The sequence below is a fragment of the Streptomyces sp. NBC_00873 genome (genome assembly GCF_045207415.1).
Classification (GTDB): Bacteria; Actinomycetota; Actinomycetes; order Streptomycetales; family Streptomycetaceae; genus Streptomyces.
Window position 1 is genome coordinate 81,693 of sequence record NZ_CP108803.1, and the last position, 21,638, is coordinate 103,330.

The following is a 21,638-nucleotide window of genomic DNA, read 5'->3' on the forward strand; positions in this document are numbered from 1 at the left end:
CGCACTGACGACGACCAGGCTCTCCGGCTACGGGCTCTGCTGGCCGAGTACGGCGAGCACATGCCCTGACAACGGCTGGCTGCGCGAGCAGCAAGCGGTCGTGAGCGGTCTCGGTGGCAGGTCCGCCCTCTCGCCCAACTGGACCGCTTCTAGAAGACTCATGAAGATCTTGTTGAGGGGCTGTCCGGCCGGGGCCGGGCGGCCTCCTCTGGTCATCCGGTGGCTGGGGCGAGGTGCCAGATTCCGTCGGTTCGGGTGAGTCCGAGGTTGATCAGTCGGCGGAGGTTGAGGGCGGCTGCTCGGGTGTGGAGCCAGGTGTCGTTCTTGATGGTTCCGCGGTAGCGGAGTCTGCGGTTGTTTCGGTGGACGAGCCAGGCGACGGCGCGTTCGACCGGTGGTCTCCAGCGGCGGTAGTCGGCCTGCCAGTCGGGATCGGTGGCGGCCTGGTGGCGGGCGGCGGCGAGCAGGTCGTGGTGCGGGCGGATGGTCAGGACGCGTCCGGCCTTGGCTCTCGTGCACCGCTCGCGCAGCGGGCATCCGGTGCACAAGCCCCCGAAGGAGGCTTTGCGCTGCTGGTGCCGGCCGCCGGGCTGGGAAAGCTCGACGGTGTGTCCGGCAGGGCAGGTCACCGTGTTGGCGGTGGTGTCGATGGCGAAGTCGTCGAGGGTGAAGCCGCCGGGGACGGCGCCCGCAGCGGGGCGGGCTTGAAGAACAGCCGGTGCCCGGCCTCCTCCAGGGCCTGGCGGGCGTCGCCGGTGGAGTAGGCGGTGTCGCCGAAGGCGTCCACGGGGACGTCCTCGTCGGCGAGCAGGTCGAGACCGACGGCGGCCTCGTGATGCTCCGGTCCGGTGCCGGGGGTCAGGGCGACGGCGGTGTATAAGCCGGTCTCGGGTTCGATGGCCAGATGGGCCTTGAAGCCGTCCTGCTGGTGGGAGCGGGTCTTGTGCACGTGCCGGGCTTCGGGGTCGACGGTGGACACGACGCGGTCGTAGGCGGTGCCTTGGGTGATGCGCCAGCGTCCGCCGCGGCCGTCACTGTCGTCGGCGGGTTCAACGTCCTGCCCGGCGACCAGGGCCAGGATGCCGATCGCAACCTGTTCAACCGCATGCTGGGGATGCGACAAACAACGCGCCCGCGGCAAGACCCACACACAGGCCCTCCTCCGCCTCGCACGCCAACGCATCAGCGTCCTGTTCGCCATGCTCCGAGACGGCACCTTCTACGAGCCCCGCGAACCCCGAACCAACACCCCAGCAACCGCATGAACCCCATCCCGGCAAACCATCCCAGAACCGGCACCTTGGGGTTGACGAAGAGCATAGAGGCCCCCCGCGCCGGCCCCGGTGGCCGTGCCGAGCGAGGTCGCCTGAGGCAGGACCCCCGCGCCCGGCGGCGCCGACCCCGTGGTCGGCGCCGCCGGGCGCGTTGTGCATTCGTATAAGACGTGCGCCAAGGGTGTGACGTCGGGCGGCTATTGCGCGGTGCCACGGTGCCACGAGACTGAGGCCGAAATTCACTGGCCCACCCCAGGAGGTCACCGCAATGGGACCAGCCAGCCCTGAGAGCACCGCCGACCGCGCGGTTGTGACGCTGCCGGACGGCGGCCACGACGTACTGAACCGCGGGTTCGGGTTCCGCTCCGCACTGTCGCTCGCCTTCGCCGACGTCTCGCCGATCGTGGCGCTGTACGCCATCTTCGCGCTAGGCCTGTTCGCCGCCGGCCCGCGCTTCTTCTGGGCGTTCCCGATCGTGCTCGGCGGCCAGCTGCTCGTGGCGCTCGTCTTCGGCGAGCTCGCCTCGCGCTGGCCGTACGCCGGCAGCGTCTATCAGTGGGCCCGGCACGCCCGCGGCACGGCCTGGGGCTGGACCGCCGCGTGGGCGTACATCTGGGGCCTCACCCTCACCCTGTCGACGATGGCGTACGCCGCGGCAGGCTTCCTGCTCGAGGTCTTCGACGTCGCCGCGCCGGGCCGGCTGCAGCTCGTCCTGGTCTCGATGGGCATCATCGGCCTCGGCACCGCGGCGAACATGATCGGCCGCCAGGTCCTCAAGGTGATGATCATCGCGAGCATCCTGTGCGAGATCGTGGGCTCGGTCGGGCTCGGCATCGTGCTGCTGGCCTTCCACCAGGTCAACCCGGTCTCGACCCTCTTCGATGGCCTGCCCCACGCGAACGGCGGCACGCTGAGCACGATGCTCGTCGCGATGGCCTTCGTCGGCTGGGCGTTCCTCGGCTTCGAGTCCGCCGGGTCGATCGCCGAGGAGGTGCAGGATCCGGAGCGCAACGTGCCCAAGGCCATCGTCTTCGGCCTGCTCCTGGTCGGCGTGATCGTGATGTTCTCGGCGGTCGCGGTCATCCTCGCCATCCCGGACCTGCCCGCCGTGCTGAGCGCGCAGAGCGGTGACCCGGTCTCCGCGACCCTGACCGAGCAGCTCGGCGCCTCGATCGCCAAGCCGCTGCTCATCATGTTCGTGATCGGCTTCGTCTCGGCGTTCCTCGCCGTCCAGTCGGCCGTCTCGCGCGCCGTCTACGGCATGGCCCGCGACGGGGCCCTGCCCGGCGCGGCCTCCCTCGCCAAGCTCGGTGGCCCGGAGCGGATGCCGATCCGCGCGATCGGCCTGACCGCCGTCGTCTCGGCGCTCTTCCTGCTCTTCGCCGGCTCGGACCTCTACAACGTGCTGGTGAACTTCTCCGTGCTGGGCCCCTACATCGCCTTCGCGGTCCCGGTCTTCGCCGCCGTCCTGCTCCGTCTCAGCGGGCGCTGGGTGCCCGGGCCCTTCTCCATGGGCCGCTGGGGTGTGATCGTCACGTACGCCGCCGCGGCGTGGCTGGCCTTCGAGATCGTCAACGTCCTCTGGCCGCGCACGAGCCCCGGTCAGCCGTGGTACATCAACTGGAGCATGGTGATCAGCTTGGTCGCACTGGGCATCGTCGGCGTCGCGGTCTACGCGAGCCGCCGCAACCGGATCAGTGAGCCGGTGGGCGAGCGGGAGGTCGTCCGATGAGCGCGCGCGTCGCGGTCGTCACGGGCGCCGCCTCCGGCATCGGCGCGGCCGTGTGCCGGTCGCTGGAGAAGACGGGCTGGATCGTCTGCGGTCTCGACCTGCGTCCCGTCGAGCACCTGAAGCACTCCTACGAGTGCGACGTCGCCGACCCGGCGTCGGTGTCCGCCGCCTTCCGCCGGATCGAGGCCGAGGTCGGGCCGGTGGGCGCGCTGGTCACGGCGGCGGGGCACTACGAGCTGGTGCCGGTCGGCGAGATCACCGAGCAGGCCTGGAACCGGATGATGCACGTCCACGTGGGCGGCCTGCTCAACCCGGTCCGGGCGGTGCTGCCCGGGATGATCGACAGGGGTGAGGGCGCCGTCGTGGCGATCTCCTCCGAGCTCGGCATCGGCGGCACCGAGAGCGAGGCGCACTACTCGGCGGCCAAGGGCGCGATCCTCGGCTTCGTGCGCAGCCTCGGCGCGGAGGTCGCCGAGCACGGCGTCCGCGTCAACGCGGTCGCGCCCGGCCCGACCGACACGCCCCTGCTGCCGGCGGCCCAGCGCACGCCGGAGTACCTGGCGTTCCTGCCGGCGCGGGCCCTCGGCCAGCCCGAGGACATCGCCCAGGCCGTGCAGTTCCTGGTCGACGAGGGCGGGTTCTGCTTCGGCGAAGTGCTTTCCCCCAACATGGGAGCGGTGATCTGATGAGCGAGCCGAACGTACGACGTCACCAGGAGGGCCGGGTCGCCGTCGTGACCGGCGCGACCCAGGGGATCGGCCGGGCGATCGCGCTCCGGCTGGCCGCGGAGGGCGCGAAGGTCGGCGTGAACGGCCGGGCCGACACCCCGCAGATGCGTGAGGTGGTCGAGCTGACCGGTGGCTTCCCGGTGGTGGCCGACATGGCAGACCCCGAGGCGGTGCGGACCGCGTTCGCCGCGGTCGAGCGCGAGCAGGGACCGGTCGACGTACTGGTGTGCAATGCGGCATACATGTCGATGAGCCCGATCCTTGACCAGCCGCTCGACGACTGGTGGCGCAATATCGACACGAACCTGTCAGGCACCTTCCGGTGCGTGCAGGCCGTGCTGCCCGGGATGCGGCGCAAGGGGCGCGGCAATATCGTCGTCATCACCTCCGAGTGGGGGGTCGTCGGCTGGCCGCGCGCCACGGCGTACGCCTCCTCGAAGGCGGGACTCATCGCGCTCACCAAGTCGCTGGGCCGTGAGCTGGCGCCCGAGAACATCACCGTCAACGCGGTCGCGCCGGGCATCATCGACACGCCCCAGCTGCAGGTGGACGCCGACGACGCCGGCCTGAGCCTGGAGGAGATGCACGCTCAGTACGGCGCCGAGATCCCCGCCGGCAGGATCGGCCGTCCCGAGGAGATCGCCGCCACCGTCGCCCTGCTCTCGCGGCCGGGTCTGACCGCGTTCGTCGGTCAGACCATCTCGGCCAACGGCGGCAGCACCCGCGCCCGCGCCTGAGCTCCTGCTTCTCTGGATCTGAAGGGACCGTCATGACCACCCCCACCGGCGACGCCACCCAGCCGGCCGCCCCGATCACCTGGCCGACCGGCTTCCGGGCCGCCGCCAACCTCGGCTTCGACCTCGACGCCGAGGACGTCGCCCTCACCATCGACCGTGGCACCCGGGACCGTCTGTCCGTGATGAGCCACCAGGCGTACGGCGCGCTGACCGGCGTACCCCGCGTGCTCGACCTGCTCGACCGGTTCGACCTCAAGGCGACCTTCTTCGCGCCCGGGTACACCGTCGAGCGCTACCCCGACCTGCTCCGGCGGATCCGCGATGCCGGCCACGAGATCGCGCACCACGGGTACATGCACGAGGCGATGGCCGGGCTGTCGTACGAGGAGGAGGAGGCCGTCATCGACCGCGGACTCGAGTCGCTCGACAAGGTGCTCGGCGTCCGGCCCGTGGGGTACCGCGCGCCGCTGTGGGAGACGTCGTACTCGACGGCGGAGATCCTGCTCGACCGCGGCTTCCTCTACGACTCCAGCCTGATGGACTCCGACCTTCCCTACGAGCTCGCCGAGCGGCCCGGCGACGGCACCCGCTCGATCGTCGAGATCCCCGTGTCGTGGGCGCTCGACGACTGGGAGCAGTTCGCCTTCGTCCCCGAGGTCTTCGGCCCCGGCGTCATCGAGGACCCCGCCAAGGCGCTGTCGATGTGGACCGGCGAGCTCGCCGAGGCCTACCGCTACGAGTCCTGCTTCACCCTCACCATCCACCCGTTCCTGAGCGGCCGGCTGGGGCGGCTGCGCGCGCTGGAGTCGCTGCTGGAGACGATGGCCGGGTTGCCGGAGCTGTGGGTCACCACGTGCGGGGAGATCGCGGAGCACGTGCGGTCGCTGGAGCTGACGCCGCGGGTGTTCCCGCAGCCGGAGGTGGACTGACCGGAGGATCGACGTTTTGCGTACCCCGCTTGCCAGCAGATTCCGCGATCGACTTGGCATTGAGGCAATGCGCGGCACATCCGCGCGTTCTCGGGCTCATGGGAGAAGAGCGTGATCGGAAGGTCCTTGGCCGCGCTCGCGGTCGCGCAGGTGGACCAGAGCCCGATCGGCGACCAGGTCCCCGAGAAGTCGGTGGGTCCCGTGGAGGACGTCGACAAGGGAGCCTGCTCGACCAAGGTGACGAAGGATCTCGGGCAGCGCATCACGCAGGTCAACGCCGCCGGCGTCCGGTGGTCGGGCGCGACGACGGACTTCGTCTATCGCGTCGGAGCGACCTCGACGCTCGGCGTCGTGGTGTCGCTCACCGGCAAGGCGGTGACGAAGAACCGCGTGGCCAGTCCCGTGCTCGCGGCATCGGAGCACGCCTGATTTCGGACGTGATCGACGGTCACCAGGGTCGTCAGGGCGCTGACCCGCCAAACCCTGACGGCGCCTCCACCCGGCCTTGCGGTCGGGCTCGACAACTGACCCTGTTGCCCATTTGACTGATGACTGGTCGTCATGGTGCTTCTGGTGTCAGGCTTGCCGATGCGGCCGGTTGTCTTCCGTTCCCCCGGTCGCGGGGTGGGAGCGGTCGTGTCGATGGAGCCGATGCCGTGGCCGGAGCCGCGCCTGAGGTCGCGCGGGCGGTGCGGGCGAAGAACTACGGGTGGAAGGTCCCGTTACCGGTGGCGGTGCGTGACCGGCTGGGTGAGCTGTTCCCGGACGCCGAGTACGCCCAGGCGTTCGGGAAGACCGGGCCGGCCGGCTGGTCGCCGGGGCGCCTCGCGCTGGTCACGGTGTTCCAGCTGGCCGAGAGCCTGACGGACCGTGCCCTTGCCGATAACCTCATCCGCCCTGGTGGGGGTGGGTGTGCCGGGTTTCGCGGATGCCGACAGCGATCGCTCAAGCAAGGGCTCTCGCGCTGCCGGCGGTCACTGCGGCATCATGATCGACCGTGCTGCTTCGACTGGCTTACCTCGGTGTGACGAACACGTTCGCCATGCTGCGCCTGCTACCGATGGGCGACAGGGACAAGGACATCGAGATCCTCGCCCAGCGCCACCAACTGTCGGTGCTGGAGCGTCAATTCGGCAAGGCGAAGGTGCGGTTCAGCCCGAGCGATCGAGTGTTTCTGGCGGCGCTGCTGCATCGGCTCCCGCTGGACGTACTGCGCCGGCTACGGCTACTCGTTCAGCCGGACACCGTGCTGCGCTGGCACCGCGACCTGGTCGCACACCGCCACGCTGCCGCGTCACGCCCGAAACGACCGGGACGGCCGCGTACCGTGCAGTCCATCCGCGTTCTTATCCTGCGCCTGGCACGGGAGAACCCCAGCTGGGGCTACCGCCGCATCCACGGCGAACTGATGGTCCTCGGCGTGAAAGTGGCCGCCTCCACCGTCTGGGAGATCCTGCGGGACGCCGGGATCGACCCGTCACCCGAACGGAGCTCGAGTACCTGGGCGGACTTCCTGCGTTCCCAGGCCGAGGCCCTGCTGGCCTGCGACTTTTTGGGCTCTCCTGTCGCTTCCGTGGGTCGTTGACCAGGGCTGATACGCAGAACACGCCGTACCCGGGGTACGTTTCGACTGCTGAAGGTACGAAACGAATAAACCTGGATACGGCGTGCAAAGTAAGAGTATATGGGTTCGGTTGCTCGGTTTCGAAAAGACGCTGATCGAGCAGGTCGAGGCCGAGGAGGCAGACCCCGAGGGCGGTGTCGGTGGTGAGCTGGTGATCGTGGCGCATGTCCGACCGGCGAAGGGCCACAGGGAGCGGTGCGGGATCTGTCGGCGCAAGGTGGCGAAGTACGACGCTGGTGAGGGACGCCGCCGCTGGCGGGCCCTGGACCTGGGCGTCATCCAGGCATTCCTCGAGGCCGACGCGCCCCGGGTCTCCTGCCCCGAGCACGGCATAGTGGTCGCCTCGGTTCCCTGGGCGAGGCACGGCGCCGGACATACCCTGGCGTTCGACGCGCAGGTGGCCTGGCTGGCGACCTGCTGTTCCAAGACGTCCGTCACCCAGCTCATGCGGACCGGTTGGCGCACGGTGGGCAACATCGTCGCCCGGGTCTGGGCGGACGTCGAGAAGTCGGTGGACCTGTTCGCCGGGCTACGACGGATCGGTATTGACGAGATCAGATACAAGAAGCGCCACAAGTACCTGACCGTCGTGGTGGATCACGACTCTGGGCGTCTGGTCTGGGCTGAGGCCGGCCGGGACAAGGCCACCCTGCGTAAGTTCTTCGACGCCCTGGGGAACGAGCGCGCCGCGAAGCTCACCCACGTGTCCGCGGATGCGGCCGACTGGATCTCCACGGTGGTCGCCGAGCGCTGCCCGCAGGCGGTACGGGTGATGGACCCGCTTCACGTCGTTCAGTGGACCACCGACGCCCTGGACGTCGTGCGCCGTCAGGTGTGGAACGCCGAGCGCGGAGGCAAGGGCAGATCCACCCGAGGCTCGAAGTCCCTGAAGAAAGCCCGCTTCGCGCTGTGGAAGAACCCCGAGGACCTCACGGCCGGGCAGCGGGCCCAGCTGCTCTTCATCGCCAAGGCTCACCCGCTGCTCCACCGGGCGTACTTGCTCAAGGAAGGTCTGCGCACCGCCCTCAAACAGGGCCCCGACACCACCGAGGCGCTGTGGGACTGGGTGCTCTGGGCCCGCCGCTCACGGATAGCGGCCTTCATCGAGCTGCAGCGCAGCATCGTCAGACACTTCGACGCCATCACCGCCGCCGCCGAGCACGGGCTGAGCAACGGCCTGGTCGAGTCCATGAACACCAAAATCCGACTGATCACCCGCATCGCCTTCGGCTTCAAGGACCCCAAGTCCCTCATCGCCCTCGCGATGCTCAGCCTCGGCGGCCACCGACCCCAGCTACCAGGCCGTCAACTCACGAACTGACCACCCACGGAAGCGACAGGAGAGCCAGTTTTCCGACCTGTTCAACACGGTCCTGCGGGATGCGGAGATAGAGGTCGTACTCAGTGGCGTCCAGATGCCGCGAATGAACTCGATCATGGAACGCTGGGTGCAGACCTGCCGACGCGAACTGCTGGACCGCACCTTGATCTGGAACCAGCGACATCTGATCCACGCCCTGCGCGAGTTCGAACACTTCTACAACGGGCACCGACCCCATCAGGGCATCGCCAACGCCCGTCCGCTGTACCCGCTGCCCACGCCGATCACCGATCCGCACGGGATAACCCGCCTGGACATACGACGACGCGACCGCCTCGGCGGTACTCTCCACGAATACCAACATGCAGCCTGACCTCGGTGGATGAGGTTTTCGGCAGGGGCAGGGTCCGCGGTCCGGCAGGCGTGAAGCGGCACCTCCCGGCACGGCGGCGGTTCCCCTGGCTCCGGACCGAAGTGTCGGTGCGGAGCCAGGGGAGAGCCGGACTGCCGGGCGATGCCGCGGGCCGTCCACTCCGTCAGACGCCGGGGCCGTCGGAAGGCAGCGTGACGCGCTTCGGGATGGCGTCGTAGACGCCCGTGTCGAGGGAGTTCACCGAGCCGTCCGCGACGGCGTCGACCAGGCCGCCGAGCCCGGTCTCGACCATCTTGGCGAGCATGCCGTTGCGCTTCATGCCGTCGTATTGGGTCTGCGAGGACGTCTCGAAGAGAATCGCCGCAGAGCCGCGCAGCTGGTACGAACCGAGCGCGGTGCCCGGCAGGTTGGTGGACTGGGGGTAGAGGGTCAGGTCGCCGTAGGAGGACTTGCCCCGCTTCTGGAGTGCCTGGTAGACGGCGACGTTGGCCCGCTTGGAGGCGTCCATGTCGAACTTGGGCCAGCTGCCGAACTCAGCCGGGTTGTCGATGAACTTGGCCGAGATGGACAGCGGCGACATGCTCTCCATGTCATCGGTGGCGTAGCAGGACCACTGGTTGTGCAGGTCGACGAAGTAGTCGACGGTGCCGAACTCCTGCTCCAGCGAACGGTAGACATTGCGGGAGGTCTGCGCCTCGGGAGTGATGTACCAGCCGGTGTCGGCGCTGTCGCCCGGGAAGTCCTTGGCGGCGGGAACGTAGTCCAGGTTCGGGTGGAAGTCACGATTGATGTCGAAACCGCCGACCCGGGAGTTGTAGTTCCACGACGGGGACGCACCCGCCAGCTGCGGGAAGTCGGCGACGACCTCGTCCCAGGTCATGTCATTCTGCCGCTGGTCGAGCTCGCCTCCGTCGACGTTCAGCCGGGGGATGACCACCACGGTGACGTTTTTCCGCAGCTTCTTGGCCGCCGGGCTGTTAGAGCCCCACTGCTTGAGCAGCTCCAGGGCCGCCTCGGTGCCGTGCATCTCATTGCCGTGGATCTGCGTCTGCACGTACACGACCTTGTCGCCCTCGCCGACGCGCGCGGTGTGGATGGCGCGGCCCTGGTTGGAGTACCCGGCCACCTCCACGTCGACGGTGCCGCCGGTGCTGGTCTCCAGCTGCTGGAGAGCGGTGGTCAGTTGCGCGTAGTCGGCGAAGCCTTCGTTGCCGGATCCGGAGGCCTCGGTGCCGCAGTGGGACACCGGCGGGATCGCGCCGTTGGTGGGGTTGCCGGTGGCGTTGGCGGCGACGGTGGAGAGGCCGGCGATCAGGGCGGTGCTCGCCAGTGTGGCGACCCAACTCCGAGCGGACATTCACTGCTCCTCAGGTTTCGTAAGGCGCTTCCGAGGGGGGCGTGCGCCACTCTAGGCGGCCGAGAGACATCTGTGAATGGGGGTCTTGCTCCTGTCGCATACGCGCCTGGCCCGGCGGGCGGCCGTCCTGCCTGCAACGGCCATGCACTTCGCGATATTTTCCCGCCAAATGCTCTCATCTGCAGTAACGCCGCTTTAGACGCAAGGGCATTGACGGGTTTTCACCAAGATCATAGGCTCGCCCGCCGTCAGACGCTGCTCGCGACACCAGGGAGAAACACATGCGTAGGTCCAGTGCTTTCGCCAGATCCGCCCGTACTACTACCGCCGCCCTCACCGGCGCACTCCTGCTGACCGGTGCCCTGTTCAACGGCACCGCCGCTGCGGTCGGGGAAGGCCCCGACTACCGGGGCAACGAGACGATCAACACCTCGATCCTGTCCACCTACGACGATGTGGCCCGCTTCCTGAAGGACCAGGACGCCAAGCAGGACGCCATGAAGCTCGAGGTGATCGGGCAGACCGTCAAGGGCCGCGACATCCACCTGGTCAAGTACGTCAGCAACCCGGACAACCCGACGATCCTGTACCTGGCGCAGCAGCACGGCAACGAGCAGCTGACCACCGAGGCCATGCTGCACACCATCAAGTCCCTCGGCTCGCCGTCCAAGGCCTCGCTGCTCAAGAAGGTGAACGTCCTCTTCATCCCGATGTTCAACGCCGACGGCGCAATGGGCGACGTGAACTTCCCCCTCGACGGCTACCTCGCCAAAGGCGAACGCCACCTGACCCGCTACAACGCCAACGAGGTCGACCTCAACCGCGACCACGTGGCCAAGGAGCAGCCCGAGACGCAGGCCCTGCACGAGAACGTGCTGCGCGCCTACGACGTGGACTACGCGATCGACCTGCACCACCAGGGCACCCAGTCCCGCGTGAACGGGGATCTGGTGTCCGGTTCGATCCTGTACCCGACGACCCCGGACGTCTCGCCCGAACTGGTCGAGAAGTCCAAGCGGCTCGGCTCCGTGGTGTACCACAACGTCGACCGCACCGGCTGGGGCCACATCGGCCGGTACGACGGGGGCTCGGCCAACACCATCGGCCGTAACGGCATGGCGGCCGAGTACGGCATCGCCACGCTGCTGTTCGAGATGCGCGGGATGAGCGACCACGAGTACGCACCGTATGTACTCGGCCAGAAGTCCAACGGCTACCTGATCCGGCAGTCGGTGGTCACCATGGAGGCCACTATCCAGGCGGTCGCCGACGGCTCGATCGACCAGGCGGACACCTCCTTCTGGGACACTCTCCCCCAGCAGTGCAACACCTGCTGACGACGGCACCACCGCGGTGAACCCCCGGGTCACCGCCCCTCGGAGGGCGGTGACCCGGGGGTTCCGCTGCCCGGCAGGCCCTCAGAAACTGGAACCTAAAGCGGGAGCCCAGGAGCACGTCGGCCGGTGAAGTCGGTGAGTCGACCTGAGGCGCGGTGCCGGGATTGCTCCCGGTCCGTTTCCTCAGGCCGCTCTCCGCACCCGCCGTGCGGCTCACACCGCAACGGGCTCTCCACGGAATCTGCCGTAAGGCTGTGTTCTTGCAGGTCAACGCCAGGGACTGGGAATCTTGCTGCCTCGGTGGCGGTATCGGGTGACGGGCACCCGCGCCAGGGCGAGTAGTTATTTATCGACAGCTCGCTGGACGACCCGGACGGCACGTACGGCGCGTGGCTGGCCGAACTGGGGCTCTCGGAGGCGATCGAGCGCGAGATCCTCGCCGGATTCGAGATCGACGTGCTGGAGATCCGCGACCCCTCCCCCGTCCTCGGGGAGTCGGAGTAGGCGCGGCGGGGCCGGCGCCTCGCGCTCCTGCAGACGGCGCTCCTGGAGCACGCGGCGGCGTACAACCTGCGCACCGTGATGACGTTCCACCAGAAGGTGGAGGAAGCCGCCGCGTTCGCGGAGAAGCTGCCGGAGACCGCCGCCGAGCTGTACGTCAACGACGCCTCCGACGACGACCTGGCGGCCGCGGACCGGCTGTCGAAATCGTCGATCGCCGCGGAGTTCTACGAGCTGGAGGCCGACCGCCACGTACCCCCGGACCGGGTGTGGTCAGCGTGGCTGTGCGGCGACCACCTCGTGTCCGAGCGGCGGGAGGTGTTGCGGCAGTTCGCCAACAGCATCGACGCGGCCGGTCGCCGGGTACACCGCGCCTTCCTCGCGAGCGTTCGCGTGCTCGGGGAAGGCGTGGACATCACCGGCGAGCGGGGCGTGGAGGCCGTCTGCTTCGCCGACACCCGCGGCTCCCAGGTAGAGATCGTGCAGAACATCGGCCGCGCGCTCCGGCTCAACCGCGACGGCAGCACGAGGAGACGGCGTACCACTACCTGCCGGGCCAGTCGCCGGTCCTGCGCGCGAGACACAAGTGGCCCCGCATCAGCAGCACTCGCGGTGACCAAGCCCCCATGGGCAGCAGCACGCGACAACGACCGAGCATTCATACCCACCAGAACACCCCGGCGCCCACCCGGTGAGCACAGGAATGTGCATCCTCACGTCAGCCGGATACCAAGTGTGCTAGGCCGAACTAGCAGGTGATGACAGCAACTCAGTCACCCCATGACAGCCGAGATCTACAGAAGACGAGTCGGAAGAGACCAGCTCAACGCACTATGAAGTTCCCCCCTGATCTTGGACAGCGGTTGCTTACGCTGCGGGGGTGAAGTCGTGCTGCAGCCTGGCTCGGGTTTCGAGTGGGGTGAGGTACCCGAACTCGGGGTGCTTGCGGAGCCGGGTGCGATTGTACTCGACTTCGATGAAGCGGAAGACGTCGGCGCGGGCCGCCTCGCGGCTCTCCCAGACGGTGGTGCCGATCTCCGCTTTCAGCAGTCCGAAGAAACTCTCGGCTGCGGCGTCATCGCAGCATATGCCGGTTCGTCCCATGCTCTGTCTCAGGCTCAACTCCCGTATTACAGTGCGGAATTCGCCACTCGTGTACTCGCTTCCGAACGATCGGTGTGCATGATGCAGCCGCACTGGAGGTCGCCGCGGCCGGCGGCCATCCGCAGCGCGTCGGTGACCAGCTCGGCACGGTGGTGTTCGGCCATCGCGTACCCGATCACCTCGCGCGTCGCCAGGTCGATGACGGTCGCGAGATACCACCAGCCCTCGACCGTCGGCAGATAGGTGATGTCGCCGACGAGCTTCGTGCCGGGCCGGGTGGCGGTGAAGTCGCGGCCGACCAGGTCCGGGGCCGGTGCGGCCTTGGTGTCCTGCTGCGTCAGGTGGCGGCGCCTGCGGCGGGTGACGCCGCGGATGTCGCGCTCGCGCATAATCCGCTCGACCTTCTTCCGGTTGATCGCATGACCCTTGCGCCGCAGCGCGGCGTGCACGCGCGGAACACCGTAGGCACCCCGTGAGGAGGCGTGGATCTCACGGATCTCCTCGGCCAACGCGTCCTCGGCGCACCGACGTTCGGCCGCTGCCGGCCGGGCGCCCAGCCAGGCGTAGTAGGTGGAGCGGCTGATCCCCGTGACGCGGCACAGCAGGGCCACGCTGTAGCCGCCGGGGTTGGTCCCGGCGGCCTTCTCCGCGTCGATGAAACGGCACAGCGTGCCTACTTCATCGACTCCTTCGCGAAGAAGGCCGCGGCTTTTTTCAAGATCTCGATCGTCTGCTGCTGTTCCCGGCTCTCCCTGCGCAGCCGCTGGAGCTCTTCCCTCTCCGCCGTGGTCAGCGCGCCGGGCGCCCCCTCGCCGCGGTCAATCTTCGCCTGCTTCACCCAGCCGCGAAGCCCCTCCGGACTCACACCGAGTTCCCGGGTGTCCAGTGCGGGCATCGCCATACTCGTCCCGGGTCATCCGGCGCTGCTTGGGCGGGTGGGCTGTCCGTTCTCATCGAAGCCAGTCGCCGTCTCATCCAACCCAGTCGAGCTATAGCCGGTCAGGGGTGCGGTGACAGGCCGTCGCCCACGGGGACGTTCTGGGCTTCCAGCGTGAGGCCGGAGTTCCTGGCCTGCTCAAGGATCAAGGCGGCGAAGTCCTCCTCGGCATGCCCTGCCCCGATGGCACCCGCGACGAGCTGAGCGGTGGCGGCGGCGAGAGGCATCGGGACCTCCAGCTCGCGGGCTGCGGACAGCCCCAGATCGAAGTCCTTGCGCAGCAGCGGCATGGTGAACGTCGGTTTGAAGTCCAGGTTGACCATCGCTGGCGACTTGTAGCGGGTGTAGACCGAGCCCATCACGGAGCCGTTGAGGAATTCCAGGAAGGCGGCACGGCTGACACCGCCCTTCTGCGCGAGGATGGTGATCTCGGCGAGCGACTGGGTGACGACACCGAGGAAGACGTTGTGCGCGATCTTGACGAGACGGGCGACTTCGTCCTCACCGACGTAGGTCACCCCGTGCCCCAGCAGTGCCAGCAACGGCTCGACCTGGTCGAATACCTCGCGCGAGCCGGAGACCGCGACGGTCAACTTCCCTGCGGCGATCACCTGCGGGTTCCCGCTCACCGGGGCGGCCAGGAAGTCGGTCCCCCGCTTGGCAGCTGCGGTGCGGATCAGCGCGGACATCTGCGTGGACACCGTGGAGTTGTCAACCAGCGCCCCCGGTGCGGCATCCGGCGAGGTCAGCACGCCGCCAGGGCCAGTCGTGACCGCCTGCAGGTCGGGCGAGGCGGAGACCATGGTGAAGACGACGTCCCGGTCGGCCAGATCGGCCGGCCGGTCGACGATCGCGGCTCCCCGTTCAGCCAGTGGTTCGGCCTTGGCGCGGGTCCTGTTGTAGACGGCTACGTCATGCCCCGCGTCCAGCAGCCGGGCGGCGAGCTGGAAGCCCATGCGGCCGGTACCGATCCAGCCGATACGCGGGCGGTCCTGGGCGACATACGTCATTCCTCTACCTCAATCCTGGAAGACGGCTCGAGTGGTGCGGCCCCGCGGCTCACGGGCCGGACGGCGGCATACAACCGACAGGCGACGGCCTTCGCATGCGCTTGCATGAGCACCCCCGCCCTGCCGGACACGGTGCCGGTCGAAAGCGGTCGCCTGCCAACTACAGCGCTCAGCGCCTCGTTCATGTGCGGGTGAAGGCTGCGGTGGTGTGAAAAGGCCCAGCAGGACGCTGTGGCCCCCAACCACCTGATACTCCATCGCGCGAACCTGCCCTTCTCGGGTCAGAACCAGCCGCCGTCGGCCTGGACGGTCCGGCCGGTGATGAACGAGGCATCGTCCGACACCAGGAACGAGACGACCGCGGCGATTTCGGAGGGCTGGGCCATCCGCCCGAGCGAACTGGCAGTGCGAATGAGCGTGTTGAAATCAGTATCGACGTCGGGATGGACGTAGTGGGAAGCCGCTTGAGCAGACATGTCGGTGACGGTTCCACCAGGCGCGATGGCGTTGATGGTGATGCCGCGCCTACCGAGTTCAGGGCTGAGGTTGAGCGCGATGCATTCGACAGCGGCCTTACTCGACGCATACAGGGCGTGGTAAAAGACCGCCTTGTGGGCACTCTGCGATGACGTCAGTACGATCCTCCCTCCTTCGCCCATATGCCGTACCGCATTCTGTACGGCGAAGAACTGGGCCCGTGTGTTGATGGCGTAGACACGGTCGAAGTCGGCAGGGGTGACGTCGTCCAGCTCGCCGAAGTACTCGATTCCGGCGTTGCTGGCCAGAATGTCCAGTCCACCAAGAGCTTCGGCGGCCTGATCGGCCAGCCGCCGGATCTGGTCCGGATCACTGACATCCCCCTTGATCGCGATCACGCGGCGGCCGTCGGCGGCGATCTCGGCGGCGAGCGCTTCGGCCGCGTGGCCGCTGCTCCGGTAGTTGAGCGCCACGTCGGCTCCGTCGGCGGCGAGCCTGCGGGCCACAGCGGCACCGATCCCTCGTGCGCCACCGGTGACCAGAGCCTTCCTGCCTGTGAGCTTTCCGCTCATCGGTCTTCTCCCGTCCACGGGAATCCGGTACTCATACCGAATGGGGGCAACATGGTGTGAGGGTGCCAGAACTCACGGCAGCAGATGACTTTCCTCATAGAAGTGGGCGTGTCCTCGTTCACCCCGTTCGCCCCTGGGCCGTCGGCATACGAATCGCCCCGGCCTGGGCACCGACGCCACTCGGAGCAAAGTCCGGCCCCGAGTGGCACACCCGCCGTTCCGGCACCAGCTCGCCCCGCCTCCGGCCAAGACAACTGGCCCGCAATCGACGCACGAGGGCCGGAAGCCCTGCCCACCCCCGGCCGGCCCCGTCGCCGTTCATGCCGATCAGCCACCACCGACAGCGCGGGCTTGCCCGCGGCCAGACCGGCGGACGGCCCCCACGGCTCACCCCGGAACAGATCGAACTGGCACAACAGCTCTACGACTCCGGCACCCCGGTCCCGAAGATCGCCCGCACCTTCAAAGCCTCGCCCGCCACCATCTACCGCTACATCACACCCAAAGCGGAGAAGTGACAGCCGGGCTTATCGCAGGATCAACACGGCCAGCGTCCCGATAACTGCGTTGGCGGTCACGTGCACCAAGTAGGTGATCAGGATGCCACCGCTACGCACGCGCATGACACCCAAGACGAACCCCCAGGTCCCCGCCATGATCATGCCGACGGGGCCGGACGGGAAGCCCACGAAATGCGCGGCTCCGAACAACACAGCCTGCAGCACCACCGCGGCCCTGACCCCCCAGACCGAGGCCAGTTCGGTCAGCAGCACCCCCCGGAAAAGCATCTCCTCCCACACCGGATTGACCAGGGCGAACGCCACGATGCCCAAGATTGCGAGCCAGAGCGGGAGTCGTTGCAGCTCACTCATGTATTCCGGTGGCTCGGGCCGCACAACGAGGACCCATGCCGTGAGCGCCGCCGCACTGAGCACCACAGTTGCCACACCCAGCCACGGGGCCTCGGGGGTCAACGATCCGCGCGTCAGCCACGGAACCGCCGGTCTCAAGGCGGTACGGCGACCAGCGAACAGCAAGCATCCCAAGGGAAGCACGCACACCAGAACCGTGGTGACCGCGGGCGGCCACCCGCCGAGAATCCCCACCGCGAAACAGCCGAAGAGCGGACCGATGAACACCGCCACGCGGATCGCCGGCGCCGATCGCAGGACGCAGGCGCCGATGATCAGCACGACCGCGACCACACCGACGATCGCCGTCCGGGCAGGCGCCTCCGGCCGGATAGGCAGGACCGCGCATACGCCCAGAGCGACGATGCACGCTCCAGCAAGTGTCGTCCCGACGGAGGAGAAAGCTCTCCCGGCGGCCAGCTGCGGCGGCGCCGAATCTTCCAGCTCGGAGGTCATCCATGGCTCCGATCAACTTGCTGGCAGCAGAGGGCAGGCAGATCATCCTGCTACATCACGCCGAGAACGCCGATCGCAGGTCTCGCGGACACGATGAATTGAGACACAGTCCGCCGTCTATGTTTGGCGGACACGACATTGTGAGATTCCGGCAACGGCACGTCTCGCCACACACGGCATCACGCCTGCTCAGAGCGCCGACACGAAGCTAGATCAAATGAGACGGGACACTCGTTCGCCTTCGGTGAAGATCACCAGTGGTCGGCGGGGACGGCTGGGGTCATCTGTTCGGGCTTCGCGGGCAGCGGCTTGCAGTCGGCGACGGCGTCGTGCGGGCCGCCGAGGGGGTTGGTTGCGGTAGGCGCCGCGCTTGACTGACCACCAGCAGCTCCCCGACCTGTCATGGCCGCGGCGAGGCCGCGTCCAGGAGAGCACGTCCAGCCTTGGTGAGCTCGTGCGTGGCCGTGCGACCGGCCCGGCTGCTGTCGATCAACCCGGCGTCTCGCAGGATTGCCAGGTGTTCGCTGGCCGTCGGGGGGGTGACGCTCACCAGCCTGGCCACAACGGTCGTCTGCAGCGGAGTGGCGAGCGCGGCCAGGATCCTCGATCGAGTCACCCCCAGAAGACGGTCAAGCGACCTCGGAGTGGGAGGTGCCGCCCAGAGGTACCGCCCGGATGCCGGGTAATAGATCGCCGGAGTCCAGTGGTCCGAGGTGGTGCACTGCATCCGGTCGGTGATGAACAGCGACGGTACGAGAATGAGTCCTTCAGGGCAGTCGACGTCGATGTCGACGGTCTTCTCGACGGTGATGGTGTCGCCTTCGCACGCAGCGGAAGGGTGCAGGCGCGGAAGGACTGCGCGCAGCCCCTCGCGGTTGACCTGGATGGCCCGATCCAGCATCTCGGCACGCAGCGCCTGCCGCATGGACGGCCATTCCGGTTCGACAACTGCCTTCCAGAGGCGGCGCAGCGCATCGGCGGCCTCGGACCTGGCTCGGTCGGGGTCATCGAGCAGTCGGCGGCCCATTGCTGCCCCGCGCCCCATCGTTGCGTCGACCAGCTCGGCGTACGTCTGGTCCGCCGGCGCGGCGAGGAGGGCATGCATGCCTTCCTCGAACGTTGGCTCACTGGACATCGGCGATGGGTCGAGGAAGTCGGGTCGATACGCGCCATCGGCCATGAAGACCGTGAGCGCCCCCAGGTCGGGGAGCGAGAGACGGCGGTGGCGACGGCGAAGCCACGGGTGGAACATCGGGTGACGCTGCGGTTCGGTCAAGAGCTGGGCAAGACTGACCACTTCGTGGATCGGCGACATCGCCCACCGCACGCTCGCAGCACCAACGCCCAATCGGTAACGGATCACTCCACTATTGTTAGGCCACCGCCGAAGTGAGCGCGAGCAGAACGGCGAAGCACCGAGACTCGGGTCATGACCGACACGGAGTCGATTGCCCGGTGTTCCAAGGAACCCGAGCGAGCCCAACAGACGCGAACGATCCGGCTGGGCGCCAGCGGATCGACCATCGAAGTCCTCGCGGGTCCGGCGGAGACCAGCGGGATCGTGAGCATCTACCGGTGGCGCATGTCGCCCTCCAGCCGGGGACCTGCCCCGCACTTTCACACGACCTTCAGCGAGACCTTCATCGTTGAAGAAGGTGAAGTCGACTACTTCGATGGGCAGGCCTGGCGAACACTGCTGCCCGGCGACACCGCGCATGCCGCGGTGGGTGACGTCCACGCCCTCCGGAAGGAGCGCGCCGAACCTACCACCCTCCTGATGGCACTCTCGCCAGGTGTACCGCGGGAGGAGTACTTCGCACAGCTCGCCACTGTGAACGAGCGTGACCTGAGCCGGCTTCACGAAGCCCACGACAACCATTTCGTCGACGACTACGAGCGGTGAGGGCACCGGCAACGGCATGTGCCCCGTCCCCCGAACCACCCCACTACCTGGAATGCGCTCGTAGAACTGCTCCCGCGCGTGATCGCCACCGCCGAGCCGGGTCCGGAGGCCGACTTCGTCCGCAGTGGCCCTCGAGGTGTTGGTGATCTCTGCCTACGACCTGGAGCAGGCTGGCGAGGCGTTCGGCGCCGGCACGCTCGGCAAGATCGCGCTCACCGTCGCCTGATCCACCCCTTTCCCAACGGGTTTCCCAGCAAAGGATTCACTGTGCCCAGCATCGCCATCGTCGGAGCCGGCCCCGGTATGGGCCTGGCCATCGCCCGTACCTTCGGCTCCCACGGCTTCGACGTCGCCCTCATCGCCCGCAACCGCGACAAGCTCAACGACCTGGCCGGCCGGCTCGACGCCGAAGGCATCACCGCCGCCGCGTTCCCCGCGGACGTACTCGACCATGACGCACTCACCCAGGCGCTCAAGGACGCCGCCACCCGCTTCGGCGGAATCGACGTCCTGGAGTACTCCCCAGCCGGGAGCCTCGAATCCACGACGCTCACCGCTCCGTCCGAGACCAACCCGTCCGATGTGCAGTGGGCGATGGACTTCCTGCTCTACGGGGCCATTGCCGCCACACGGGCCGTGCTGCCCGCAATGCGCGAGGCCGGCGCGGGCACCCTGCTCTACACCAACGGCGCCGGCTCGGTCGACCCCACTCCGATGCTCGGCAACCTCAACGCCGCCCAGGCCGCGCTGCGCAATTGGGTACTCAGCCTGCACAAGGAACTGGCCGACACCGGCGTCCAGGCCGCGCACGTCGCCATCGGCGTGTGGATCGGCACGGACGGCCCGCCCGGAGTACCGGCGGCCTCGGCCAAGGAGGTCGCCCCCCTCTACTGGGACCTGCACACGCAGCGCGACGAAGTCGAGCGCGTCTTCACCGTGTGACGCCGTCCCGGCCCTACCCGTCCCACCATCGTTGATCCCTGATCCGCCAGTACGGCGGTGGCCGGCCTCGGTGCCTTGGGACAACCGATTGCGAGAGGAAGTACCGAAGATGGCCAAGCTGCAGAGCCTGGACTCGAATACGTCGGTGTTCGCGCAGTTCAAGGAGGAGACCGGGCCCATCGTCCTGGCCAACACCTTCTTGGTTCCGAAGGAGAGGACCGAGGCGTTCCTGACCCTCTTTCGGAGGCAGGCGGAGTTCATGAAGGCTCAGCCGGGATTCGTCTCCCTGCAGATGCACAAGGGAACGGCGGGCAGTCGACTTCTGATGAACGTCGCGGTCTGGGAGTCGACCGAGGCTCTCGCCACGGCGTTCGGCAGCCCGGAGTTCCAGCGCATGGCTGCCGAGTTCCCCGACGACATCGTGTCGTACCCGCACATCTTCGAGCGGGTCGACGTATGACACCGGAGCTGTAGAGGCGTCACTGTGCTCGTCAGCGACCCCGCCCTGCACGGCACCCTCTCCACTCGCTCGGCCAGCGACACTCCTGACGAACGCGCCATGCCCATCCCCTCCTCAACCCATGGCCAGGCCCTCCCCGGCCCGGCGTTTCACCCCGGGAGCGACGCCAGGCGGACGGGTCTTCAGGATGCCGACCCGGCCGCACCGTCCGCAGCCGACTGTGCGCTTTCCGCCTCGGGCGCGGTGCGGGGGCCGGGCACCGTGGCCGTGGCGGCGGCGAGGGCGAGGTGGGAGTTCATGTCCAGCTCGAACCGGCCGTAGGGGTTCACGTGGGTGCCCCCTGGTCGCGGGCCTCGAAGAGGCGGGCGGCGTAGGTGGGCGGGAGGGCTGTCATGCGGTGTCGAGCGTCTTCATGATGACGAAGCTGTTGACCGTGCCCACCCCGGGCAGGGCGGCCAGCTGGTTGGCGTGGAATTCCTCATAGGCCGGCAGGTCGGCCACCTCCACCTGGAGCAGGTAGTCGAAGTTGCCGGTGATGTGGTGACAGGCGATCACCTCGGACAGCCCCATCACCTCCTCTTCGAAGGCGACCACGTCCGCGCGGGTGTGCCGCATCAGCCGCACGCCCGCGAACACCCGCAGGCCCCGGCCGACCGCTGCCGGATCGATCAGCGTCCGGTAGCCGCGGATGACCCCGGCCTCCTCGAGATGGCGGACGCGCCGCAGGCAGGGGGAGGGCGACAGCCCGACCCGGGCGGCGAGCTCATTGTTGCTGATGCGGCCATGCCGTTCGAGTACGGCCAAGATCGACCGGTCCACTTCATCCATGACAGCAGAATATTGCTACTGACGACTCTTTAGCACAACGGTATGCCCGCACCCGGCGCAATCTATTGCCAAGATTGCTGTCAGCCGGGTCGTGTCGGGGTCACCGGCAGCCATGCTGGTTGCAG

General features: G+C 68.0%; 23 protein-coding genes and 3 pseudogenes. 15 read left to right on the forward strand and 11 right to left on the reverse strand.

Annotation, left to right across the window (positions count from 1 at the left end; genetic code table 11):
* Positions 1-212: 212 nt before the first annotated feature.
* Positions 213-1,090, reverse strand: a pseudogene (locus OH809_RS00325) (transposase); the annotation flags it as partial.
* 452 nt (positions 1,091-1,542) lie between these two features.
* Here OH809_RS00325 and OH809_RS00330 point away from each other — a divergent pair.
* The 9 genes and pseudogenes from OH809_RS00330 (at position 1,543) to OH809_RS00370 (ending at position 8,718) form a co-directional block, all read left to right on the forward strand.
* The gene (locus tag OH809_RS00330) at positions 1,543-3,006 is read left to right on the forward strand and encodes an APC family permease (RefSeq protein ID WP_406415275.1); all 1,464 of its coding nucleotides are present in this window, start codon (positions 1,543-1,545) and stop codon (positions 3,004-3,006) included.
* Entirely contained in the window at positions 3,003-3,692 is a 690-nt protein-coding gene (locus tag OH809_RS00335) for an SDR family NAD(P)-dependent oxidoreductase (protein ID WP_406415277.1), read from the forward strand. Before OH809_RS00330 ends, OH809_RS00335 begins: the two co-directional genes overlap by 4 nt.
* Positions 3,692-4,471, forward strand: coding sequence for an SDR family NAD(P)-dependent oxidoreductase (locus OH809_RS00340; RefSeq protein ID WP_406415279.1), 780 nt, complete (start codon positions 3,692-3,694; stop codon positions 4,469-4,471). Before OH809_RS00335 ends, OH809_RS00340 begins: the two co-directional genes overlap by 1 nt.
* A gap of 32 nt (positions 4,472-4,503) precedes the next feature.
* On the forward strand, positions 4,504-5,400 hold the full coding sequence (locus OH809_RS00345) for a polysaccharide deacetylase (protein WP_406415281.1): 897 nt from the start codon (positions 4,504-4,506) through the stop codon (positions 5,398-5,400).
* Positions 5,401-5,511: 111 nt separating this feature from the next.
* Positions 5,512-5,829 (forward strand): hypothetical protein, encoded by a 318-nt coding sequence (locus OH809_RS00350; RefSeq protein ID WP_406415283.1) that lies wholly within the window; start codon positions 5,512-5,514, stop codon positions 5,827-5,829.
* A gap of 227 nt (positions 5,830-6,056) precedes the next feature.
* Complete coding sequence (locus OH809_RS00355; protein ID WP_406415285.1) at positions 6,057-6,428, forward strand: hypothetical protein; 372 nt, start codon at positions 6,057-6,059, stop codon at positions 6,426-6,428.
* A pseudogene (locus OH809_RS00360) lies at positions 6,398-6,955 on the forward strand (helix-turn-helix domain-containing protein); the annotation flags it as partial. The gene OH809_RS00355 and the pseudogene OH809_RS00360, both read left to right, overlap by 31 nt.
* Before the next feature lie 112 nt (positions 6,956-7,067).
* The gene (locus OH809_RS00365; RefSeq protein ID WP_406415286.1) at positions 7,068-8,345 is read left to right on the forward strand and encodes an ISL3 family transposase; all 1,278 of its coding nucleotides are present in this window, start codon (positions 7,068-7,070) and stop codon (positions 8,343-8,345) included.
* Positions 8,346-8,412: 67 nt separating this feature from the next.
* On the forward strand, positions 8,413-8,718 hold the full coding sequence (locus OH809_RS00370) for an integrase core domain-containing protein (RefSeq protein ID WP_406424625.1): 306 nt from the start codon (positions 8,413-8,415) through the stop codon (positions 8,716-8,718).
* 163 nt (positions 8,719-8,881) lie between these two features.
* On the opposite strand, the gene OH809_RS00375 is transcribed toward OH809_RS00370, so the two are convergent.
* A complete protein-coding gene (locus OH809_RS00375; protein ID WP_406415287.1) occupies positions 8,882-10,075 on the reverse strand; it encodes a M14 family zinc carboxypeptidase in 1,194 nt (397 codons plus the stop codon).
* A gap of 281 nt (positions 10,076-10,356) precedes the next feature.
* Between OH809_RS00375 and OH809_RS00380 the strand changes: the two genes are divergently transcribed.
* Together OH809_RS00380 and OH809_RS00385 are read left to right on the forward strand one after the other, a co-directional pair.
* The gene (locus tag OH809_RS00380) at positions 10,357-11,412 is read left to right on the forward strand and encodes a M14 family zinc carboxypeptidase (protein ID WP_406378336.1); all 1,056 of its coding nucleotides are present in this window, start codon (positions 10,357-10,359) and stop codon (positions 11,410-11,412) included.
* A gap of 354 nt (positions 11,413-11,766) precedes the next feature.
* A pseudogene (locus tag OH809_RS00385) lies at positions 11,767-12,453 on the forward strand (helicase); the annotation flags it as partial.
* 327 nt (positions 12,454-12,780) lie between these two features.
* On the opposite strand, the gene OH809_RS00390 reads toward OH809_RS00385, so the two are convergent.
* The 5 genes from OH809_RS00390 to OH809_RS00410 form a co-directional block, all read right to left on the reverse strand.
* Positions 12,781-13,017 carry an IS3 family transposase gene (locus OH809_RS00390; RefSeq protein WP_406415289.1) on the reverse strand — a complete coding sequence of 79 codons (237 nt, stop codon included), beginning with the start codon at positions 13,015-13,017 and terminating at the stop codon, positions 12,781-12,783.
* Between the two features lie 26 nt (positions 13,018-13,043).
* A complete protein-coding gene (locus OH809_RS00395) occupies positions 13,044-13,685 on the reverse strand; it encodes an IS3 family transposase (RefSeq protein ID WP_406424626.1) in 642 nt (213 codons plus the stop codon).
* Between the two features lie 5 nt (positions 13,686-13,690).
* Positions 13,691-13,912: a transposase gene (locus OH809_RS00400; protein WP_406415291.1), complete on the reverse strand. Its 222-nt coding sequence runs from the start codon at positions 13,910-13,912 to the stop codon at positions 13,691-13,693.
* A 104-nt stretch (positions 13,913-14,016) separates the two neighbouring features.
* Complete coding sequence (locus OH809_RS00405; protein WP_406415293.1) at positions 14,017-14,964, reverse strand: NAD(P)-dependent oxidoreductase; 948 nt, start codon at positions 14,962-14,964, stop codon at positions 14,017-14,019.
* Between the two features lie 281 nt (positions 14,965-15,245).
* Complete coding sequence (locus OH809_RS00410; protein WP_406415295.1) at positions 15,246-16,013, reverse strand: SDR family NAD(P)-dependent oxidoreductase; 768 nt, start codon at positions 16,011-16,013, stop codon at positions 15,246-15,248.
* 320 nt (positions 16,014-16,333) lie between these two features.
* On the opposite strand from OH809_RS00410, the gene OH809_RS00415 reads away from it, so the two are divergent.
* Entirely contained in the window at positions 16,334-16,531 is a 198-nt protein-coding gene (locus tag OH809_RS00415) for a helix-turn-helix domain-containing protein (protein ID WP_406415297.1), read from the forward strand.
* Between the two features lie 9 nt (positions 16,532-16,540).
* On the opposite strand, the gene OH809_RS00420 is transcribed toward OH809_RS00415, so the two are convergent.
* Complete coding sequence (locus OH809_RS00420; protein ID WP_406415299.1) at positions 16,541-17,380, reverse strand: CPBP family intramembrane glutamic endopeptidase; 840 nt, start codon at positions 17,378-17,380, stop codon at positions 16,541-16,543.
* Positions 17,381-17,780: 400 nt separating this feature from the next.
* Positions 17,781-18,695, reverse strand: a complete 915-nt coding sequence (locus OH809_RS00425; RefSeq protein WP_406415300.1) for a DUF5937 family protein — start codon at positions 18,693-18,695, stop codon at positions 17,781-17,783.
* A 114-nt stretch (positions 18,696-18,809) separates the two neighbouring features.
* Here OH809_RS00425 and OH809_RS00430 point away from each other — a divergent pair, with 114 nt between their 5' ends.
* From OH809_RS00430 to OH809_RS00440, 3 genes are all read left to right on the forward strand, one after another.
* The gene (locus OH809_RS00430) at positions 18,810-19,283 is read left to right on the forward strand and encodes a cupin domain-containing protein (RefSeq protein ID WP_406415302.1); all 474 of its coding nucleotides are present in this window, start codon (positions 18,810-18,812) and stop codon (positions 19,281-19,283) included.
* 267 nt (positions 19,284-19,550) lie between these two features.
* On the forward strand, positions 19,551-20,225 hold the full coding sequence (locus OH809_RS00435; protein ID WP_406415304.1) for an SDR family NAD(P)-dependent oxidoreductase: 675 nt from the start codon (positions 19,551-19,553) through the stop codon (positions 20,223-20,225).
* A gap of 109 nt (positions 20,226-20,334) precedes the next feature.
* Positions 20,335-20,685, forward strand: a complete 351-nt coding sequence (locus OH809_RS00440; protein ID WP_406415306.1) for an antibiotic biosynthesis monooxygenase family protein — start codon at positions 20,335-20,337, stop codon at positions 20,683-20,685.
* A 182-nt stretch (positions 20,686-20,867) separates the two neighbouring features.
* Here OH809_RS00440 and OH809_RS00445 read toward each other — a convergent pair whose 3' ends face one another.
* Both OH809_RS00445 and OH809_RS00450 read right to left on the reverse strand, forming a co-directional pair.
* Complete coding sequence (locus tag OH809_RS00445; protein ID WP_406415308.1) at positions 20,868-21,014, reverse strand: hypothetical protein; 147 nt, start codon at positions 21,012-21,014, stop codon at positions 20,868-20,870.
* A gap of 61 nt (positions 21,015-21,075) precedes the next feature.
* Complete coding sequence (locus OH809_RS00450) at positions 21,076-21,513, reverse strand: Lrp/AsnC family transcriptional regulator (RefSeq protein ID WP_406415310.1); 438 nt, start codon at positions 21,511-21,513, stop codon at positions 21,076-21,078.
* Positions 21,514-21,638: the final 125 nt, after the last annotated feature.

Excerpts from the sequence above, each read along its gene's own strand:
- OH809_RS00330 (WP_406415275.1), top strand. The coding sequence starts at position 1,543 with ATGGGACCAGCCAGCCCTGAGAGCACCGCCGACCGCGCGGTTGTGACG.
- OH809_RS00335 (WP_406415277.1), top strand. The coding sequence starts at position 3,003 with ATGAGCGCGCGCGTCGCGGTCGTCACGGGCGCCGCCTCCGGCATCGGC.
- OH809_RS00340 (WP_406415279.1), top strand. The coding sequence starts at position 3,692 with ATGAGCGAGCCGAACGTACGACGTCACCAGGAGGGCCGGGTCGCCGTC.
- OH809_RS00345 (WP_406415281.1), top strand. The coding sequence starts at position 4,504 with ATGACCACCCCCACCGGCGACGCCACCCAGCCGGCCGCCCCGATCACC.
- OH809_RS00375 (WP_406415287.1), bottom strand. The coding sequence starts at position 10,075 with ATGTCCGCTCGGAGTTGGGTCGCCACACTGGCGAGCACCGCCCTGATC.
- OH809_RS00380 (WP_406378336.1), top strand. The coding sequence starts at position 10,357 with ATGCGTAGGTCCAGTGCTTTCGCCAGATCCGCCCGTACTACTACCGCC.
- OH809_RS00390 (WP_406415289.1), bottom strand. The coding sequence starts at position 13,017 with ATGGGACGAACCGGCATATGCTGCGATGACGCCGCAGCCGAGAGTTTC.
- OH809_RS00400 (WP_406415291.1), bottom strand. The coding sequence starts at position 13,912 with ATGCCCGCACTGGACACCCGGGAACTCGGTGTGAGTCCGGAGGGGCTT.
- OH809_RS00405 (WP_406415293.1), bottom strand. The coding sequence starts at position 14,964 with ATGACGTATGTCGCCCAGGACCGCCCGCGTATCGGCTGGATCGGTACC.
- OH809_RS00410 (WP_406415295.1), bottom strand. The coding sequence starts at position 16,013 with ATGAGCGGAAAGCTCACAGGCAGGAAGGCTCTGGTCACCGGTGGCGCA.
- OH809_RS00415 (WP_406415297.1), top strand. The coding sequence starts at position 16,334 with ATGCCGATCAGCCACCACCGACAGCGCGGGCTTGCCCGCGGCCAGACC.
- OH809_RS00420 (WP_406415299.1), bottom strand. The coding sequence starts at position 17,380 with ATGACCTCCGAGCTGGAAGATTCGGCGCCGCCGCAGCTGGCCGCCGGG.
- OH809_RS00425 (WP_406415300.1), bottom strand. The coding sequence starts at position 18,695 with ATGTCGCCGATCCACGAAGTGGTCAGTCTTGCCCAGCTCTTGACCGAA.
- OH809_RS00430 (WP_406415302.1), top strand. The coding sequence starts at position 18,810 with ATGACCGACACGGAGTCGATTGCCCGGTGTTCCAAGGAACCCGAGCGA.
- OH809_RS00440 (WP_406415306.1), top strand. The coding sequence starts at position 20,335 with ATGGCCAAGCTGCAGAGCCTGGACTCGAATACGTCGGTGTTCGCGCAG.
- OH809_RS00450 (WP_406415310.1), bottom strand. The coding sequence starts at position 21,513 with ATGGATGAAGTGGACCGGTCGATCTTGGCCGTACTCGAACGGCATGGC.